The organism is Delftia sp. WY8 (genome assembly GCF_018437695.1).
GTDB lineage: Bacteria > Pseudomonadota > Gammaproteobacteria > Burkholderiales > Burkholderiaceae_C > Comamonas > Comamonas tsuruhatensis.
Map to the genome: position 1 here is coordinate 5,521,269 of NZ_CP049795.1, position 17,352 is coordinate 5,538,620.

The window sequence follows — 17,352 nt, forward strand, 5'->3', positions numbered from 1 at the left end:
GCTCACCATCGGAGGAACCCGCGCGCCCAGGTTCGCAAAAGCTGCCCCGAGAGAGACAAAAGCTGCCGCATTCCGCCCTGCGCGTCGCCACGGTGTCGCCCTCTGGCGGCATGCGGGCGCATGATGTCTGCCGGGCCGGCGCTGACCGGCATGGAGTTTTTCGATGCCTTCCTCCTGCATGACCGACATCCCCGCATCCCTGAGCGAAACCCGCATTTCCACGCCCCAGGGCAGCATCTACGTCAGGCGCTGGCAGGCGCCGGCGGCCGGCGAAGAGTCCCTGGCCCGCGCGCCCATCGTGCTGCTGCACGACTCGCTGGGTTCGGTGGCGCTGTGGCGTGATTTCCCGCAGCAACTGGCCGAGGCCACGCGCCGCGATGTGCTGGCCTACGACCGGCTGGGCTTTGGCCAGTCCGACCCCTATCCGGGCACGCTGGGGCCGGGCTTTGTGGCCCGGGAGGCAGAGACCGTGTTTCCGGCAGTGCACCAGGGGCTGGGCCTTGGGGATTTCATCGTGCTGGGCCACAGCGTGGGCGGCGGCATGGCCGCCATGGTGGCGGCCCGATACGGCGCGCAGTGCAAGGCGGTGGTCACGGAGTCCGCCCAGGCCTTCGTGGAAGATCGCACCTTGCAGGGCATTCGTGCGGCCCAACAGGATTTCGCCCGGCCCGGCCAGCTGGCGCGCCTGGAGAAATACCACGGCGACAAGGCCGCCTGGGTGCTGTCTGCCTGGGTCGATACCTGGCTGTCGCAGCCATTTGCCGACTACCGGCTGGACGAGGCGCTGGAGCGCGTGCGCTGCCCGGTGCTGGCCATCCACGGCGAGCATGACGAGTTCGGCTCCCTGGTCCACCCCGAGCGCATCCGCGACCGGGCGCGCGGCCCTGTGGAGGTGGAGATCGTGGCCGGTGGCGGCCACGTCCCCCACCGCGAGCAGCCCGAGCGCATCGCCCAGCGCATCGCCCGCTTCCTGGCACGGGTCTGATCCCGGGTGGGCTTCAGTGGCCCGCCTGGGCGGACGCCGAGAGCTCCGGCGGAAACAGCTTCTTCTTGATCACGGCGTGCACGCCCCAGTTGCCGTCCACCACCTGCGTCACGGCGAAGTCCACGGCCACGGAGATCAGTGATACGGCCTCGTCCTCGTCCAGCCCGTGGGCCAGCATCAGATAGCGCCTTGCCTTGTGGAAGGCGTCACGCATGGCGCCTTCCAGCGATGACTTGCGATAGACCTGGGACTGCGCCTGGCTGCCCAGTTCGGCCAGGTGGTCGGTGAAGCTGAAGCCCTGTATCACCCACTCGGAGCCGGTCTCCAGGAAAGGGTGGTCCAGCTCTGCAAGGAAGCGGTTGTCCAGCGCGGCGCGCTTGTGCACCCGCAGCTCGAAGCTGCCGGTCAGCGAGCATTCGATGGCCGTGCCGCACAGTTCCGAGTCGCCTTGGGATGCATGCGGGTCTCCCACCGAAAACAGCGCGCCGGGCACCGATACGGGCAGGAAGAGCGTCGCGCCCTTGCCCGCGCGCCAATTGTCCAGGTTGCCGCCGAAGTAGCTCGGCGGTATGGAGTCGATCAGGCCGGCCTCTCGCGGTGCCACGGCCAGCATGCCGAAATGCGGACGCAGCGGCACGCGTGCCTTGTCCAGCACACCAAAGCGCCGGGTGATGCTGGCGGGGTCCACGGGCACGCCCGGGTAGTCGATGGTCGGATGGACCACGCCGAAGGGGTCGGTCTGCGGCGTCCAGCGGTAGTTGTAGACGGCGCGGGCCGTGGGCTCCTCGGGCAGTGCGTGGTCGATTTCGTAGATGGTGACCACTTCGCGCTGGCGGGGCTCCGTGATCTGGTCGCGGTAGTGAAAGCCCCACCAGGCGGCGGCGTTGCTGCCGAAGACACGGCCGTGGTGGGCGGGGCTGCAGCTGGGGCGTGGCTGCACGTCGAGGATGCGTATCTCCAGCAGGTCGCCAGGTTCGGCCTCATGCACATAGACGGGGCCGGTGCAGATGTGCACGCCGAAGCCCTCGCCCGCGCCGCGGCCGTAGATCGAGGCATCCATCGGGCCCGCGCCGCGCCGGTCCACGGCCTTCTGGGCTGCGGTCCAGTGGAACACGCTTTCGGCGCCCGGATCGCCTTCGATCATGCGTTCCCAGTCGTCCGAGGCATGCTGGGTCAGCGTCTCCATGGTCACCACGTCACCCGAGCGCACCGAAAGCACGGGCTTGAGTGAACGGCTCAGGTAGCCCCAGTGCACGGTCTTGTCGGAGACCGGAAGGTAGTAGTGCTGGGGCGACGCACCACCATTGTCTGCGTGCGCCGAGCGCTTGGGCACAAGGGCCAGCGCCTGGGCGTAGCGTGCATGGTCGCGCAGCAGGGCCTGGAACGGGCTGTGTGCCAGGCGCGCTGCGGCCGGTTCTGCACCCTGTGCAGCGCTCTCGGCGGGCGAGGGGCGTCCGCGCTGGCCGGGCGGCGCATCCTGCACGCGCGCCGGACTGGCGCGATAGGCCTTGGGGGACAGTCCATAGCGGGCCGTGAAGGCACGGCTGAAGTTGGCGGCATCGCCAAAGCCCCAGCGAAAGCACAGCTCGGCAATGGAGCAATGCTGCAGCGAGCGGTTGCTCAGATCCATGCGGCAGCGCTCCAGCCGGCGTTCGCGCAGGTAGGTGCTGAAGCTGGTGGCCGCTCCCTTGAACAGCTTTTGCAGATAGCGCGTGGACAGCCCCTCGGCTTCGGCGATGGCATCGATGGACAGCTCGGCATCGCCCAGCCGGGTTTCGATGGCGCGGCAGATGCGGCGCAGATGGCCAAGCTGCACGGCGCTGGGCGGCTCGGTCGCCTCGGCCTGCTCCTGGTCGGGATTGCCGGCGCGCGGTGTCAGGCAGGTGACCAGCATGTCGGTGAGCGTGGCCTCCACGGACAGCAGATCGTCCTGTGCCAGTGTGTCGATCTGCTCTGCCAGTGAGGCCGCCATTGCCATGCACATGGCCCCCACACCGCCTGTCCCGCCGATGTGCCTGGCCTCGGGCGGGCACGAGCGCAGCAGGCGCAGCAGAAAGCTCGAGGACTCCAGCCGCGCAAGCAGCAGGCGGCCGTCGCCGGGCAACTGCAGCTGCCAGTCCCGGTCTGACTCCAGCAGCAGCGCGGAGCCGGCCTTGAGCGGGAACGCGGCGTCCTCGACCACCGCATCGGCGCTGCCTTGCAGCAAGGCGCACAGCAGCAGGCCCGGGCCGCGCAGCCGCTTGGCCACGGCCCGCAGCGTCAGTGGCGAGGTGGCCAGCGTAATGAATACCGATCCCAGTGGCGAGCTGCGCAGCGCCAGGTGGGTGGCCGGTGGCGTGGGCGCTTCGCCATGGATGTCTGCCCTGGACAGCGCCTCATTGAGCGCAGCCTGCCGCAAGGCATCGGGAAATGCGTGGGTGGAAAAGCGTCTTGGATCGTCGTGCATCAGGGGCGAACTATGAACTGCCGCGTACTGCCTGTCCAAGCCCGGCGCACCGGATGGCAGCCGCGACAAGTTTTTGTGCGCGCAGGAACAACCGGCCTGGACATGCTCGCCTGGACACTGGCGCTGCCGGCACCGATCCACAACAGCAGGAGTATTTTCGATGACCATCCCCCACCAAGAACATATCTGCGGCCCGGGCTGCCAGCACGGTGCTTCGCCAGCCGATGAGACGCTGATCCGCGAGGAATTCCAGGTTGCACGCCGTTCCTTCCTGCGCGACGCCATGGTGGTCGGTGGCGGCGCGGTCTCGGCCGGCGCCATCAGCGGTGCGATGGCACCGTCCCGGGCCTTTGCCCAGGGTGCGCCTGGCGCCCGGGCCGGCCAGGGCATGGCCAGCCACTACTACATTCCCGCCTCTGCCAGCACCGTGCTCTGGGGTTACTTCAGCAGATCGGCCAAGCCGGTGGTCGAAGTCGAATCGGGCGACTACGTGACCATGGAGACGCTGACCCACCATGCCAATGACGATGCCGAACGCATGGTCCGGGGCGACCCTGGCGCCGAGAGCGTGTTCCACTGGGACAGCCAGCGCAAGAACGTCGATCGCCGGGGCGCCGGTCCCATGGATGCCAAGAACGGCGCAGGTGGAGGCCAGGGCGTGCACATCTGCACGGGGCCGGTACGCATCAAGGGCGCCCAGCCCGGCGATGTGCTGGAAGTACGCATCATTGATGTGGTGCCGCGCCCCTCGGGCAACCCGCAGTTCAAGGGCCGGACCTTCGGCAGCAATGCGGCGGCGAACTGGGGCTTTCACTATGGCGACACGCTCACCGAGCCCCGAAAGCGCGAGGTGGTCACCATCTACGAGGTGGATGCGACCGGCGAGCGCAACTGGGCCCGCGCCGTCTACAACTACCGCTGGACGCCGCAGACCGACCCCTTCGGCGTGGTCCACCCGACCATCGACTATCCGGGCGTGCCCGTGGACCACCGCACGATCAGCAAGAACGAAAACGTGCTGCGCAATATCCGCGTTCCCGTGCGCCCGCATTTCGGCACCATCGGCGTGGCGCCGGCCGAGGTGGAGATGGCCAGCTCCATTCCGCCCAACCACACGGGCGGCAACATCGACAACTGGCGCATCGGCAAGGGGGCGACCATGTATTTCCCCGTGGCCGTGCCAGGGGCCAACTTCACCGTGGGCGATCCGCATGCCTCGCAGGGGGACTCCGAGCTGTGCGGCACGGCCATCGAGTGCTCGCTGACCGGCACCTTCCAGTTGATCCTGCACAAGAAGGCGGACCTGCCTGGAACGCCGCTGGCCGAGCTGGCCTATCCGCTGCTCGAAACCCAGGACGAATGGCTGCTGCACGGCTTCAGCTACGCCAACTACCTGGCGGAGCTGGGGCCGGATGCGCAAAACCAGATCTTCAAGAAGTCTTCCGTGGACCTGGCTCTGCGCGACGCCTATCACAAGATGCGCCACTTCCTCATGACCACCCAGGGGCTGGGAGAGGACGAGGCCATCTCGCTGATGTCGATTGCCGTGGACTTCGGCATCACCCAGGTGGTGGATGGCAACTGGGGCGTGCACGCGCTCGTGAAAAAGAGCATCTTCCCCGCGCGCGGCGCGTGAGTGAGTGCGTGAGTGCGTGAGTGCGTGCCTGCCTGCCCTGCGGGCAGGACCCGGCCGGTCTCAGCGCGCCAGGAAATCCCGGATGGCGAACAGCGTCTGGTCGGGCGCCTCGGTCATCTGGTTGTGGCCGCTGGGCAGGTGCACGATGCTGACCTGGCGCTGCGCGGCCCGGGCCGCCTCGATCAGGCCCTTGGCGGCCTTGGGCGGCGTCATCTGGTCCTGCTCGCCCAGGGCGAACAGGACCGGACATTGCAGCGCCGCCATGGCCGCCTCGCCGCCCGCATAGCTGTCGCAGGCCTTGAAGCCGGCGTGCAGCAGGTTGGTGCGGTCATTGCTGGCCAGCACGCGCCGGCCCAGCGCCATGCCGGCGCCGAACACCCAGCTGCCTGCGCCGCTGGGTGGCGCCAGCGTGGCGCGCGAGAACACATTGACCATGCGGATGGCCTGCTCTGGCGCGCTCAGTGCGGAGTCCAGCAGGGCGGGCGAGACCTTCATCGGGTAGGCCGTGCCCACCAGCACCAGGTGGCTGACGCGCGCGCCCAGCCGCGCGGCCGCTTCCATGGCGATCAGGCTGCCCCAGCTGTGGCCTACCAGCGCAGCCTTCTCGATGCCTGCCGCATCCATGAGCTGGCCGATGAAATCCGCCGCCGCCTCCACGCTGGCCGGCGCATCGCCTGCGCTGCGGCAGTGGCCCGGCAGGTCTATGGCCAGCACGTTCCAGCCGTGGTTGGCCAGGTAACGGCTTTGCAGTGCCCAGACGCTGTGGTCGCACAGCACGCCGTGGATGAGGATGGCCGTCGGCTGTGCGGGATTGAAGGCCTTGCCGCCGGTATAGGCGTAGATGGCGTGGCCGTGAACATCGATCTTCATTGTTGGTGTCTCCCTTGCCGATTCACGCGGCCTTCTCGGCCGCCTTGAGGGCGCGCTTGAGGTCGTCGATCAGGTCGTCTGCGTCTTCCAGCCCGATGGACAGGCGTATCGTGCCCTGGCCGATGCCGGCCTGGGCCAGCGCCTCGTCGCTCATGCGGAAGTGCGTGGTGCTGGCAGGGTGGATGACCAGGCTGCGGCAGTCGCCCACGTTGGCCAGGTGGCTGAAGACCTTGAGCGTCTCGATGAACTTGCGGCCCTGGTTGCGGTTGCCCTTGATGTCGAAGCTGAACACCGAGCCTGCGCCGCGCGGCAGCAGCTTCTTGGCGAGCTGGTGCGAGGGATGGGTATCGAGCAGCGGGTGGCCCACGCGGCCCACCAGCGGATGGCTGGCCAGGAATTGCACCACCTTCTCGGTGTTGCGGATATGGCGCTCCATGCGCAGCGGCAGCGTCTCTATGCCCTGCAGGATCAGCCAGGCCGTGTGCGGGCTCATGCAGGCGCCGAAGTCGCGCAGGCCTTCGCGGCGTGCGCGCAGAAGGAAGGCGCCAGTGCTGCTTTCCTCGCTGAACACCATGTTGTGGAAGCCGTCGTAGGGCTCGGTCAGCTCCGGGAAGCGTCCCGACTTTTCCCAGTCGAAGCTGCCGCCATCCACCACGATGCCCCCGACCACGGTGCCGTGGCCCGACAGGAACTTGGTGGCCGAGTGGTAGACGATGTCCGCGCCATGCTCCAGAGGCTTCATCAGCCAGGGCGAGGTCAGCGTGGAGTCCACCAGCAGCGGCACGCCGGCCTCATGCGCGATGGCGCTGATGGTGGGAATGTCGAGCACGTCCAGGCCCGGGTTGCCCACGGTCTCGCCGAAGAACAGCTTGGTATTGGGCCGCACGGCGGCGCGCCAGCCGTCGATGTCGCCGGGCTTGACGAAGGTGGTCTCTATGCCGAAGCGCGCCAGCGTGTAGTGCAGCAGGTTCTGCGAGCCGCCGTACAGCGCCGTGCTGGCCACGATGTGGCTGCCCGCGCCCATGAGCGTGGCCACCGACAGGTGCAGCGCCGCCTGGCCGCTGGCCACGGCGACGGCGCCCACGCCCCCTTCCAGGGCCGAGACGCGCTGCTCCAGTACGGCGTTCGTGGGATTGGAGATGCGGCTGTAGACGTGGCCGGGGCGCTCCAGATTGAACAAAGAGGCCGCATGGTCGCTGGACTCGAAGACGAACGAGGTCGTGAGGTGGATGGGCGTCGCGCGCGCACCGGTGGCGGGGTCGGGCTGTGCGCCCGCGTGCAGCGCCAGAGTGTCAAAGCCGGGATCCGAGTAGCCGGGCATTCCTGTCTCCATGGTTGTCAAGGCAAGCGGGCATTGTGGGCTATATTTCCCGGCAGACATGGGCTTGCCGCAACCACGGCGACACAGACAATCTTGGAGATACGGCATGAAAGTAAGTGACATCCTGCGCGTCAAGGGCAACACCCTCTACACGGTGTCGCCGGACGAAAGCCTGGCCAGCGCGGTGCAGGTGATGTCCGAGCGCGATATAGGCTCCCTCGTGGTCATGGAGCACGGCGACGTGGTCGGCATGCTGACCTTCCGCGAAGTGATCCAGGGCTTCGTCAAACACGGCGGCGTGGGCGAGACGCTGGTGCGCTCGGCCATGGACGACGCTCCCATGACCTGCACCATGGAAACCGACATGGACGAGGTGCGCCGCATGATGCTGGACCGCCATGCGCGCTACATGCCGGTGATGGACAAGCGCATGCTGATGGGCGTGATCAGCCTGTACGACGTGGCCAAGGCCGTGGTGGACAGCCAGAACTTCGAGAACCGCATGCTCAAGGCCTATATCCGCGACTGGCCCGAAGGCGAGCGCCAGGGCGCGGACTGATCATCCGGTCGCGGCAAGACCGCCCCTGCCCATGCAGCAAGGCCTGCGACCGCAGAACGCGGCGCAGGCCTTGGTTTTTTTACGGCCGGGCGCAAGCCCGTTCAATGCACGCTGCTGCGCCGGGGCTTGAGCAAGGCGCTGGGCGGCACGGCATAGGTCTGCCTGAAGACGCGGCTGAAGTGCGAGAAGCTGGTGAAGCCGCAGGCCATCGCCACATCGGTCACGCGCCGCGCATTGTCGGCCTGCAGCAGCAGGTGGGCCTGGGCCAGGCGCTCGTTCCAGAGCCAGCGGCTGGGAGTCAGTCCCTCGGTGGCGAACAGGCGCGCCAGGCTGCGCAGCGACATGCCCAGGCCCTGGGCCACCTGCAGGGGCTTGAGCTCGGGGTCATCCAGCCGGGCCCGCATGTACTGCTTGGCCTGGGCAAGCCGGTTGCGGGTTCTGAAATCATCGGGCCTGGCTGAGACCAGCAGCATGGTCATCAGGGTGGGGTGAAGATTCTGGTCACCGGCATCCTGTTGAAGGATGGGTGAGGGCGGTGGAGTGCTGCTCGCAGGATCGCTGCGATCCTGGCGTTGCGTTGAGCCGGAAGAGGTCTGCATTTCACGAATCTCCCGCAAGTTGCGGCTGGTGCCTGAGGGATGGTCCGCAGGCGGTTGAAGAACAATGTTCTGCAATTCTAGCTATCAATATTTGTAATTTGATAGTTTTATTGTTTCTTTGCAGGAGATGGCAGCCTGCGCAATGCACCGCTGCAGCGGGAGCGGCGCCTGGGGGCGACCCGGGCATAATCATCGGCCTATGAGCGGCAACACCTTCGGAACCCTATTCACTGTCACCAACTTCGGCGAATCGCATGGCCCGGCCATCGGCTGCGTCATCGACGGTTGCCCGCCTGGCATGGCACTGAGCGAGGCGGACATCCAGCACGACCTGGACCGCCGCCGCCCCGGCACCAGCAAGTTCGTGACGCAGCGCAACGAGCCGGACGCGGTGGAAATCCTCTCGGGTGTCTACGAAGGCCGTACCACGGGCACGCCGATCGCTTTGCTGATCCGCAATACCGACCAGCGCAGCAAGGACTACTCCAACATTGCGCAAAGCTTTCGTCCCGGCCATGCCGACTACGCCTACTTCCAGAAGTACGGCATCCGTGATCCGCGCGGCGGCGGCCGCTCCTCCGCACGGCTGACGGCGCCTACGGTGGCGGCCGGCGCCGTGGCCAAGAAGTGGCTCAAGGAAAAATTCGGCACCGAGTTCCGCGCCTGCATGACCCAGGTGGGCGAGCTGTCGCTGCCCTTCGAGAGCTGGGAGCATGTGCGCAACAATCCCTTCTTTGCGCCGGTGGCCGATGTGTCCCGCTACGAGGAATACATGGATGCGCTGCGCAAGTCGGGCGACTCCTGCGGCGCCGCGCTGCGCGTGCAGGCCAGTGGCATGCCGGTGGGCCTGGGCCAGCCGCTGTATGACCGCCTCGATGCCGACGTCGCCTACGCCATGATGGGCCTGAACGCCGTCAAGGCCGTGGAGATCGGCGCGGGCTTCGACAGCGTGGTCCAGCGCGGCACCACGCACGGCGACTCGCTGAGCCCCGAAGGCTTTCGCAGCAACAACGCCGGTGGTATCGTGGGCGGCATCAGCACGGGCCAGGATCTGGAGGTGCGCATCGCCATCAAGCCCACCAGCTCCATCATCACGCCGCGCGAGTCCATCGACACCCAGGGCCAGAGCACCGAAGTCATCACCAAGGGTCGCCATGACCCCTGCGTGGGCATCCGCGCCGCGCCCATCGCCGAAGCGTTGCTGGCCCTGGTGGTGATGGACCACGCCCTGCGCCACCGCGCCCAGTGCGGCGACGTCGATTCAGGCCTGGCGCCGATTCCTGCCGCGGCGCCCTGAAAGCGCTGCCAGGACGCCAAAAAGAAAGCCGCCCAAGGGCGGCTTTCTTGTGTCCTGCCGGCCTGATCAGCCGGGATTGCGGACTTCATCCATGACGTTCTTGAAGTCGTCCACGTCCTCGAAGCTGCGGTAGACGCTGGCGTAGCGGATGTAGCCGACCTTGTCGAGCAGCTTGAGCTCGCGCATCACCATCTCGCCCAGGCGGCTGGAGAGCACTTCGCGCTCGCCCAGGTTGCGCAGCCGTTCCTCGATGCGCTCGATGGCGGCATCGATCTGCTCCGTGCTCACGGGACGCTTGCGCAGCGCAATCTTGAACGAACCCAGCAGCTTGGCGCGCTCGTACTCGATGCGCCGCCCGTCCTTCTTGACGATGGCGGGGAAGCTGACCTCGGGCCGCTCATAGGTGGTGAAGCGCTTGTCGCAGCCGCCGCATTGGCGGCGGCGGCGGATGAAGCCCCCATCCTCGGCCTCACGGGTCTCCACGACCTGGGTGTCCGGGTGGCTGCAGAACGGGCACTTCATGGCAGGCCTCTATGCGCTCAAATCAGGCGCCGTAGACCGGGAAGCGGGCCGTCAGCTCGGCCACCTGGGCGCGCACGCGGGCCAGGTTGGCTTCGTCGCTGGGGTTCTCCAGCACGTCGGCCAGCAGGTTGGCCGTCAGGCGGGCTTCCTCTTCCTTGAAGCCGCGCGTGGTCATGGCGGGCGTGCCCACGCGGATGCCGCTGGTGACCATCGGCTTTTCGGGGTCGTTGGGGATGGAGTTCTTGTTGATCGTCATGTGGGCGGCACCCAGTGCGGCTTCTGCCGCCTTGCCGGTGATGCCCTTGGCGCGCAGGTCCACCAGCATGACGTGGCTTTCCGTGCGGCCGGAGACGATGCGCAGGCCGCGGGCCGTCAGCGTTTCGGCGACGACCTTGGCATTCTTCACGACCTGCTCCTGGTAGGCCTTGAACTCGGGAGACAGTGCTTCCTTGAAGGCCACGGCCTTGCCGGCGATGACGTGCATCAGCGGGCCGCCTTGCAGGCCGGGGAAGATGGCGCTGTTGATGGCCTTCTCATGCTCGGCCTTCATCAGGATCACGCCGCCGCGCGGGCCGCGCAGGCTCTTGTGCGTGGTGGTGGTGACCACGTCGGCGTGAGGCACGGGGTTGGGGTACACGCCCGCGGCGATCAGGCCGGCGTAGTGGGCCATGTCCACCCAGAAGATGGCGCCGACTTCCTTTGCGATCTTGGCGAAGCGCTCGAAGTCGATGGCCAGGGCGTAGGCCGATGCGCCGGCCACGATGATGCGGGGCTTGTGCTCGCGCGCCAGCGCTTCCATCTTGTCGTAGTCGATGGCTTCTTCGGCGTTCAGGCCGTAGGAGACCACGTTGAACCACTTGCCCGACATGTTCAGCGGCATGCCGTGCGTCAGGTGGCCGCCTTCGGCCAGGCTCATGCCCATGATGGTGTCGCCGGGCTTGGCAAAGGCCATGAGCACGGCCTGGTTGGCCTGGGAGCCGGAGTTGGGCTGAACGTTGGCGGCCTCGGCGCCGAACAGCTTCTTGACGCGGTCGATGGCAAGCTGCTCGACCACATCGACGTTCTCGCAGCCGCCGTAGTAGCGCTTGCCTGGATAGCCTTCTGCGTACTTGTTGGTGAGCTGGGAGCCCTGGGCTTCCATCACGGCGGGCGAGCAGTAGTTCTCGCTGGCGATCAGCTCGATATGTTCTTGTTGACGCAGGTTCTCGGCCTGGATGGCGGCAAAGACTTCGGCGTCGACCTTCTCGACGGTATTGGTGCGTTGAAACATGGCAGTCCTGTGAACTTGAAATTCCCTTGAGGCCAAGGGCTGCCCAGGCGAACGGCGGAACACTCCAGATCCCGCGTGCGCATGGAGGCTGGGCGGTACGCTCCCCGGTGGTTCACAGAAGGTGGTTCTTTTCAGGCCTTCTGCTGGTTTCCACGTCAGCGGCAGCGGTGCGTGAAGCGGCTGCGCCTATCGCCAGTTGCGTACCCCGCTAGTGTAGCTGAGCTGATGGAGCCGAAGACAGGCGAGGGGCGTTGGCAAAGCCGCCTGCCTGGCAGATCAGCGGGTACAGGCAGGAATGAAAAAAGCTGGCCTTAGCCAGCTTCGTGCGCCATGTCGGTGGTTCCGGTTACAGCGCCGGCTCCTGTGTCTGCAGGGCCACCTGTTCGGTGCGCGCGGACATGCTGCTCGAGCTGACCGGCACTGCCGGGGTGCCAGCGGACGCTGCCGAGGCCGCAGGTCCGGCTGCCTCGGCCGTGGATGTGGCCGGCTTGGTGGCTGCGATCTGGACGGCCTGCTTGGGCTGCTCGATCTTGGCGGTCATCAGCGGCACGGCACGCAGGCCGGCGGCCATGCGCAGGCGCTGGTGCTCGGCCAGCACCTTGGCGGCATAGCCGCCGTCGGTGGGCAGGTTGGCCGCGCCCACGTAGTAGCGCAGGCCACCTTCGATGGAGCCGGCGCGCTCAATGCACTCCTTGAGCACGCGCACGCCCACGCGCAGATTGCTGACGGGGTCGAACGCGGCGTTCTGGCCGCCGAAGTTCTCGTACTTGTCGGTATGCACCGTGGTCATCACCTGCATCAGGCCCTGCGCGCCGACTGCGCTTTGCGCGAACGGATTGAAGCTGGACTCGATGGCCATGATGGCCAGGATCAGCGTCGGGTCCAGGCGGTTGACCTTGCCCAGGTCGTAGGCCTCGCTGACCAGTGCCGCGATGGGCTCGGGCGCCACGCGGTACTTCTTGCTGAGCCAGAAGGCCACGGCCGCCTGATCCTTGGGCAGGTTCTTCGGGTTGGTCGCCGTCGCGCGGTCGCTGGCCGCGAGTTCGACGGGCGCACCCAGCTCGGCCATCTGGCGAGCGGTCAGCCAGGAGCGCAGCTGGCTCTCTCCGGCATCGCGCAGGTCGGGACGGGCGAACAAGGTAATGGCCAGGAAGGCCACAGCCAAGCCCAGAAGGGCGAAGCTGTTGTGGATGATGGCAAGAAAACCGTTGGCCACATCGATGGCGAACGTTCGCGCGGCGGCGAAAAATTTTCCTGACGCTGGCATAGCTTTTTCCTTTCTAGGGGCACCAACCCGAAACGGCCTTCGCCGAAGCGAAGGCCGGTGAGGCTGACACCCTGGATTGGGTGCTGCGGATCCGGGAGGCTGGCGCTTGGTGCACCGTTGCGTTGTAGGCCTGCGGGATCTGCTCAGTCGTGAGGCAGCAGAAACAAAAAACGCTCTATTCGAGCGCTGGCGGATTCTAGGAGTTCACCAAATACACGGTCAACACTATGAAGTGCGTTTGTTAGATCGATGAATAATAACAAACCATGGATGCAAACACAGTTTCTGAGTGTTTGAGAGCAGGTTGCGTGCTACCGATGTGGGGCGCTTGCGGCGGTTGTACAGGGCTTCATGAAATTGCAATGAAATGCAAAAGCACTGGCAGGCCTGGCCTGCGTCCTTCTATATTGGAGGCGACTGCTCCTGCAGTCGTCTCGCCAAGGTGGAAGACGGGTAAAAGTGGTGTTCGATGGTTCGGGCACAGTCGTTCAAGTCTTCTTCCGCGGCCTTCCTGGAAGCAATCTCTTGCTTCCGAGCAGCAAGGACCATCCTCTCCTTGACTGCGGAAAACGGCCAGGACTTGTGCCTGCCGTAAAGCCCGGAAGCCGGTTCAAGGCTTCCGGGCTTTGTCGTTCCAGGGTGACTGCAACGTCAAGAAATGTGCGGTGATGCGGGTTGAGGTCTTGCTGCCAGCCCAATTTCTGATGCAATGCAGCCACCGCTGCGTCCTCTGTCCAGGATGGCGCCGTACTAGTTATTAGAGCCCCATGCAATTTCTCTTCAAGCACCGCTGGCTGCGCAGGCTGGCCATCGCCTTTGCAGCGTTTCTTTTGCTGTGGCTGCTGCTGTGGGCGCTGGTGCCCGTTGTCGCCAAAAGCCAGCTGGAAAAGCAGGCATCGGCCAAGCTGGGTCGCCAGGTCCATGTGGGGGCAGTGGAGTTCCGGCCCTGGTCGCTGGAGCTGACCCTGCGTGATCTGCGCATTGCCAAAAGCCAGACGGCGGGCGCAGGGCAGGCAGAACCCGCGCCGTCGTCGCCACAGCTGCAGGTCGACCGCATCTATGTGAATGCCAGTATCCAGTCCCTCTTCAGGCTGGCGCCTGTCCTGGATGCCATCGAGGTCGATGCGCCGGTGCTGCGCCTCACGCAGCAGAGCCTGGGGCACTTCGATGTGGATGATGTGCTGGCCCGGCTGGCCGAGCCCAGCGATACGCCGCCGGCCAAGCCCTTGGGCTTTGCGCTGTACAACATTGCGCTGCGCGACGGCCGCGTGCAATTGCAGGACGATGTCCAGCAGCGTGAGCACATGCTGGATCAGCTGCAGCTGAAGCTGCCGTTCATCAGCAATCTGGAGTCCAAGCGCGAGATCAAGGTGCTGCCGCACCTGTCCTTCGCACTCAACGGCAGCCGCTTTGAATCCAGTGCCCAGAGCACGCCTTTCACCGACCAGCGCCAGACGGCCGTCGATCTGAGCTGGCAGGGCGTGGACCTGACGCCTTACCTGGGTTATGTGCCCGCCAATGCCCCCGTCAAGCCGCGCTCCGGCGTGCTGGATACCAATCTGCACATCTCCTTTGAGCAGGCCGAGCAGGCCGTGGTGCGGATCACCGGCGAGGTCAGCCTGTCCGGTGCCGAGTTGCTTGACCGCGATGAGGCGCCCCTGCTGCGTTTCGAGCGCCTGGCGGCCGTGCTCAAGAACGTGCAGCCCCTGCAGTCGGTGGTGGAGCTGGAGTCCGTGCAGTGGAGCGCTCCAGAGATTTTCGCGGCCCGTGATGCGCAAGGCCGCATCAACTGGATGGCGATGGGCAGTCGCTCTGCCTCCGATTCCAGGCCGGCAGTGGAAAAGCCTGCCTCCGATGCGCCCCAGCCCTGGAGGGTGAGCCTGGACAGGCTGGCCATTTCCGATGCCACGGTGCATTGGCGCGATGCGTCGCCCGGCGCAGGCCAGTCGGGTGCGGCGCTGCAGGCGCGCCAGCTGTCATTGGAAGTGCGCGATGTCCGCTGGCCGCTGGAGCAGCCTTTGCAATTTGATGCCGGCATGCAGGTGCAGTCTGCAGCGGCAGGAGAGGGTGCAAAACCCGCCGAACTGAGGCTGAGCGGCGCCATGACCGACAGGCAGGGGCAACTGGCCGTCTCCGCGCGCCAGTTGCCTCTGCAACTGGCGGCGCCGTATCTGTCTGCCCATCTCAAGCCGGAGCTGACCGGCCTGCTGAGCACCGACGCCGGCCTGGGCTGGAGCGGCTCCGCCATGGTGGTGCAGGTGGCCGAACTGGGCGTGGAGCAGTTGAGCCTCAAGGACAAGGCCGCGCCGGTCGACATCGCGCGCCTGCAGCTGGAGCAGGTACAGGTCAATCTGGCCAGCCAGCAGGTTTCCGTGGGGCGCCTGGCGCTGCAAAAGCCGCAGCTGGGCGTGTCGCGCGACGCCCAGGGCCGGTGGATGTATGAGCAATGGCTGCCACCCGCATCCTCGGCTCCTGCGACGCCGGACCCCGCCAAGGACAAGCCCAGGCCCTGGGGTCTGAGGCTGCAGGCCGTGGAAGTGGACGGTGGCGCCGTTGCGCTGCGTGACGAAGCGCCCGTGCGCAACGCCGATTCGGCGCGCACCGTGTCCCTGGATCTGAGTTCACTGCGCCTGCGCTTGGGCGCCATCGAGCCGCTGGCGGCCAAGTCCGCCCCCACGCCGCTGGAGCTGTCCGCCCAGGTCGGCTCGGGCCGGCGTGTCCAGGCAGGATCGCTGAGCCTGCGCGGCGATCTGGGACTGGCGCCACTGTCGCTTCAGGGCAGGCTGCAGGCGCGCAGCCTGCCGCTGCACGCGCTGGAGCCCTACTTTGCCGACATGCTCAATGTGGAGCTGGTGCGCGCCGATGGCAATTTCCTGGGTCAGCTGCGCTTTGCCAGCCAGCCTGCCGGCCCCGAGCTGATGGTGCAGGGCGATGTCGAACTGGTGGATCTGCGCATGCGCTCCGCGCTGGCCTCGCCCGTGCAAGCCGGGGGTGAGGCTGCGGTGCAGGGCGTACCCAGCACGGCCGCAGGCGCCGTGGCAGCCGTGCTCAGCGAATCCACGGCCGACCGGGCCAAGGCTCGATCGGCTGCCTTGGGCCTGGGCCTGCGCGATGAACTCGTCGCCTGGAAAACCTTGGCCGTGCGTGGCCTGGACCTGCAGATGCAGCCCGCCCAGCCACTGCGCCTGAGCGTGCGCGAGACGGCGCTCAGCGACTTCTTTGCACGCGTGATCGTGCAGCGCAATGGCCGCATCAATCTGCAGGACATCGTCAAGTCGGCCCAGTCTCAGCAGTCCCTGGAGCAAAACACCGCGCCGGCTGCGGATGGCGCGGCGGCTCCTGCCGAGCCCGTCCCGCCGAAGGCCGCTTCCGGGCCTGCACCGGTCATCAAGATCGGCCCCATCGTGCTGACGGGCGGCAAGGTGCAGTTCTCCGACTACTTCATCCAGCCCAACTACTCGGCTGACCTCAGCGAGCTGGCCGGCCGCCTGAGCGCCTTCTCGTCCGAACAGCCGGCCGGGGAGCAGGGGCCGCAACTGGCGGATGTGGAGCTGCGCGGCCGCGCCCAGGGCACGGCTTCGCTGGAGATCACCGGCCAGGTCAATCCGCTGGCCAAGCCGCTGGCCCTGGACATACGCGCCCAGATGCGCGATCTGGAGCTGCCGCCGCTGTCGCCGTACTCCATCAAGTACGCGGGCCATGGCATCGAGCGCGGCAAGCTCAGCATGGATGTCAGCTACAAGATCGAGCCCGATGGCCAGCTCACGGCGCGCAACAAGCTGGTGCTGCACCAGCTCACCTTCGGCGAAGCCGTCGAAGGTGCGCCGGCCTCGCTGCCCGTGCGCCTGGCCGTGGCATTGCTGGCCGACCGCAACGGCGTCATCGACCTGGACCTGCCGGTCAGCGGCTCGCTCAACGACCCGCAATTCAGGTTGGCGCCAGTCATCTTCAAGATCATCGGCAACCTGATCATGAAGGCCGTCACCTCGCCGTTCTCGCTGCTGTCGGGCGCATTTGGCGGCAGCGGCGAGTCGGGCGTGGTGGCCTTTGCGCCGGGCCGATCCCAGATCGATGCCAAGGCCCGCGAAAGCCTGGACAAGGTGGTCGCCTCCCTCAAGGAGCGCCCGGCCCTCAGGCTCACCGTGATCGGCGAGGCGCGCGAGGCCCAGGACAAGGAAGCCTGGAAGCAGGCCGAACTCGACCGCCTGTTGCTGGCCCAGAAACGCCGCCAGGTGCTGCGCGAGGGCAAATCGGCAGAATCGGTGACCGAGTTGCCTGCTGCCGAAGTGCCGGCTTTGACCAAGGCGCTTTACAGCCGTGCCGACTTTGCCAAGCCGCGCAATGTCATCGGCATGGCCAAGGACTTGCCCACCGACCAGATGCGCAGCCTGCTGCTGGAGCAGATCACCGTGCCCGACGATGCCATGCGCGAGCTGGCGCTGGCGCGCGGCGTGGCCGTTCGCGACTATCTGGCGCAGCAGCAGTTGCCGCTCGAGCGCTTGTTTCTCGGGGCTCCGAAACTGGATTCCGACGACCAGGAATGGAGCCCGCGCGCCCAGCTCAGCCTGTCCGCACAGTAG

12 protein-coding genes and 1 riboswitch are annotated in these 17,352 nt (G+C 66.6%); of the genes, 5 read left to right on the plus strand and 7 right to left on the minus strand.

Annotated elements, in window-relative coordinates:
• The first annotated feature begins 163 nt into the window (after window positions 1-163).
• The gene (locus tag G4D77_RS25355) at window positions 164-985 is read left to right on the plus strand and encodes an alpha/beta fold hydrolase (RefSeq protein ID WP_016451331.1); all 822 of its coding nucleotides are present in this window, start codon (window positions 164-166) and stop codon (window positions 983-985) included.
• Between the two features lie 13 nt (window positions 986-998).
• Here G4D77_RS25355 and G4D77_RS25360 read toward each other — a convergent pair whose 3' ends face one another.
• Window positions 999-3,431, minus strand: coding sequence for an acetamidase/formamidase family protein (locus tag G4D77_RS25360; protein ID WP_046239075.1), 2,433 nt, complete (start codon window positions 3,429-3,431; stop codon window positions 999-1,001).
• 160 nt (window positions 3,432-3,591) lie between these two features.
• Between G4D77_RS25360 and G4D77_RS25365 the strand changes: the two genes are divergently transcribed.
• On the plus strand, window positions 3,592-5,067 hold the full coding sequence (locus tag G4D77_RS25365; protein WP_034367320.1) for an acetamidase/formamidase family protein: 1,476 nt from the start codon (window positions 3,592-3,594) through the stop codon (window positions 5,065-5,067).
• A gap of 60 nt (window positions 5,068-5,127) precedes the next feature.
• On the opposite strand, the gene G4D77_RS25370 is transcribed toward G4D77_RS25365, so the two are convergent.
• Window positions 5,128-5,937, minus strand: a complete 810-nt coding sequence (locus G4D77_RS25370) for an alpha/beta fold hydrolase (RefSeq protein WP_034367322.1) — start codon at window positions 5,935-5,937, stop codon at window positions 5,128-5,130.
• A 22-nt stretch (window positions 5,938-5,959) separates the two neighbouring features.
• Window positions 5,960-7,258 (minus strand): O-acetylhomoserine aminocarboxypropyltransferase, encoded by a 1,299-nt coding sequence (locus tag G4D77_RS25375; protein WP_154833838.1) that lies wholly within the window; start codon window positions 7,256-7,258, stop codon window positions 5,960-5,962.
• A gap of 106 nt (window positions 7,259-7,364) precedes the next feature.
• Between G4D77_RS25375 and G4D77_RS25380 the strand changes: the two genes are divergently transcribed.
• On the plus strand, window positions 7,365-7,817 hold the full coding sequence (locus tag G4D77_RS25380) for a CBS domain-containing protein (RefSeq protein ID WP_012206758.1): 453 nt from the start codon (window positions 7,365-7,367) through the stop codon (window positions 7,815-7,817).
• Between the two features lie 101 nt (window positions 7,818-7,918).
• On the opposite strand, the gene G4D77_RS25385 is transcribed toward G4D77_RS25380, so the two are convergent.
• Window positions 7,919-8,296 (minus strand): helix-turn-helix domain-containing protein, encoded by a 378-nt coding sequence (locus G4D77_RS25385; protein WP_017406116.1) that lies wholly within the window; start codon window positions 8,294-8,296, stop codon window positions 7,919-7,921.
• A 319-nt stretch (window positions 8,297-8,615) separates the two neighbouring features.
• Here G4D77_RS25385 and aroC point away from each other — a divergent pair, with 319 nt between their 5' ends.
• Window positions 8,616-9,713: a chorismate synthase gene (gene aroC, locus G4D77_RS25390; RefSeq protein ID WP_016447498.1), complete on the plus strand. Its 1,098-nt coding sequence runs from the start codon at window positions 8,616-8,618 to the stop codon at window positions 9,711-9,713.
• Between the two features lie 66 nt (window positions 9,714-9,779).
• On the opposite strand, the gene nrdR is transcribed toward aroC, so the two are convergent.
• From nrdR to G4D77_RS25405, 3 genes are all read right to left on the minus strand, one after another.
• Entirely contained in the window at window positions 9,780-10,235 is a 456-nt protein-coding gene (gene nrdR, locus G4D77_RS25395; protein WP_012206755.1) for a transcriptional regulator NrdR, read from the minus strand.
• 22 nt (window positions 10,236-10,257) lie between these two features.
• Window positions 10,258-11,505: a serine hydroxymethyltransferase gene (glyA, locus tag G4D77_RS25400; RefSeq protein ID WP_016447497.1), complete on the minus strand. Its 1,248-nt coding sequence runs from the start codon at window positions 11,503-11,505 to the stop codon at window positions 10,258-10,260.
• A 34-nt stretch (window positions 11,506-11,539) separates the two neighbouring features.
• Window positions 11,540-11,715, minus strand: a riboswitch (ZMP/ZTP riboswitch).
• A 136-nt stretch (window positions 11,716-11,851) separates the two neighbouring features.
• A complete protein-coding gene (locus G4D77_RS25405; protein ID WP_016447496.1) occupies window positions 11,852-12,772 on the minus strand; it encodes a lytic transglycosylase domain-containing protein in 921 nt (306 codons plus the stop codon).
• Between the two features lie 767 nt (window positions 12,773-13,539).
• Here G4D77_RS25405 and G4D77_RS25410 point away from each other — a divergent pair.
• A complete protein-coding gene (locus G4D77_RS25410) occupies window positions 13,540-17,352 on the plus strand; it encodes a DUF748 domain-containing protein (RefSeq protein ID WP_154833839.1) in 3,813 nt (1,270 codons plus the stop codon).

Bases quoted from the DNA above. Each gene is read 5' to 3' on its own strand.
- G4D77_RS25370 (WP_034367322.1), bottom strand. From the start codon at position 5,937: ATGAAGATCGATGTTCACGGCCACGCCATCTACGCCTATACCGGCGGC.
- G4D77_RS25380 (WP_012206758.1), top strand. From the start codon at position 7,365: ATGAAAGTAAGTGACATCCTGCGCGTCAAGGGCAACACCCTCTACACG.
- aroC (WP_016447498.1), top strand. From the start codon at position 8,616: ATGAGCGGCAACACCTTCGGAACCCTATTCACTGTCACCAACTTCGGC.
- G4D77_RS25360 (WP_046239075.1), bottom strand. From the start codon at position 3,431: ATGCACGACGATCCAAGACGCTTTTCCACCCACGCATTTCCCGATGCC.
- G4D77_RS25410 (WP_154833839.1), top strand. From the start codon at position 13,540: ATGCAATTTCTCTTCAAGCACCGCTGGCTGCGCAGGCTGGCCATCGCC.
- G4D77_RS25375 (WP_154833838.1), bottom strand. From the start codon at position 7,258: ATGCCCGGCTACTCGGATCCCGGCTTTGACACTCTGGCGCTGCACGCG.
- nrdR (WP_012206755.1), bottom strand. From the start codon at position 10,235: ATGAAGTGCCCGTTCTGCAGCCACCCGGACACCCAGGTCGTGGAGACC.
- G4D77_RS25365 (WP_034367320.1), top strand. From the start codon at position 3,592: ATGACCATCCCCCACCAAGAACATATCTGCGGCCCGGGCTGCCAGCAC.
- G4D77_RS25405 (WP_016447496.1), bottom strand. From the start codon at position 12,772: ATGCCAGCGTCAGGAAAATTTTTCGCCGCCGCGCGAACGTTCGCCATC.
- glyA (WP_016447497.1), bottom strand. From the start codon at position 11,505: ATGTTTCAACGCACCAATACCGTCGAGAAGGTCGACGCCGAAGTCTTT.
- G4D77_RS25385 (WP_017406116.1), bottom strand. From the start codon at position 8,296: ATGACCATGCTGCTGGTCTCAGCCAGGCCCGATGATTTCAGAACCCGC.
- G4D77_RS25355 (WP_016451331.1), top strand. From the start codon at position 164: ATGCCTTCCTCCTGCATGACCGACATCCCCGCATCCCTGAGCGAAACC.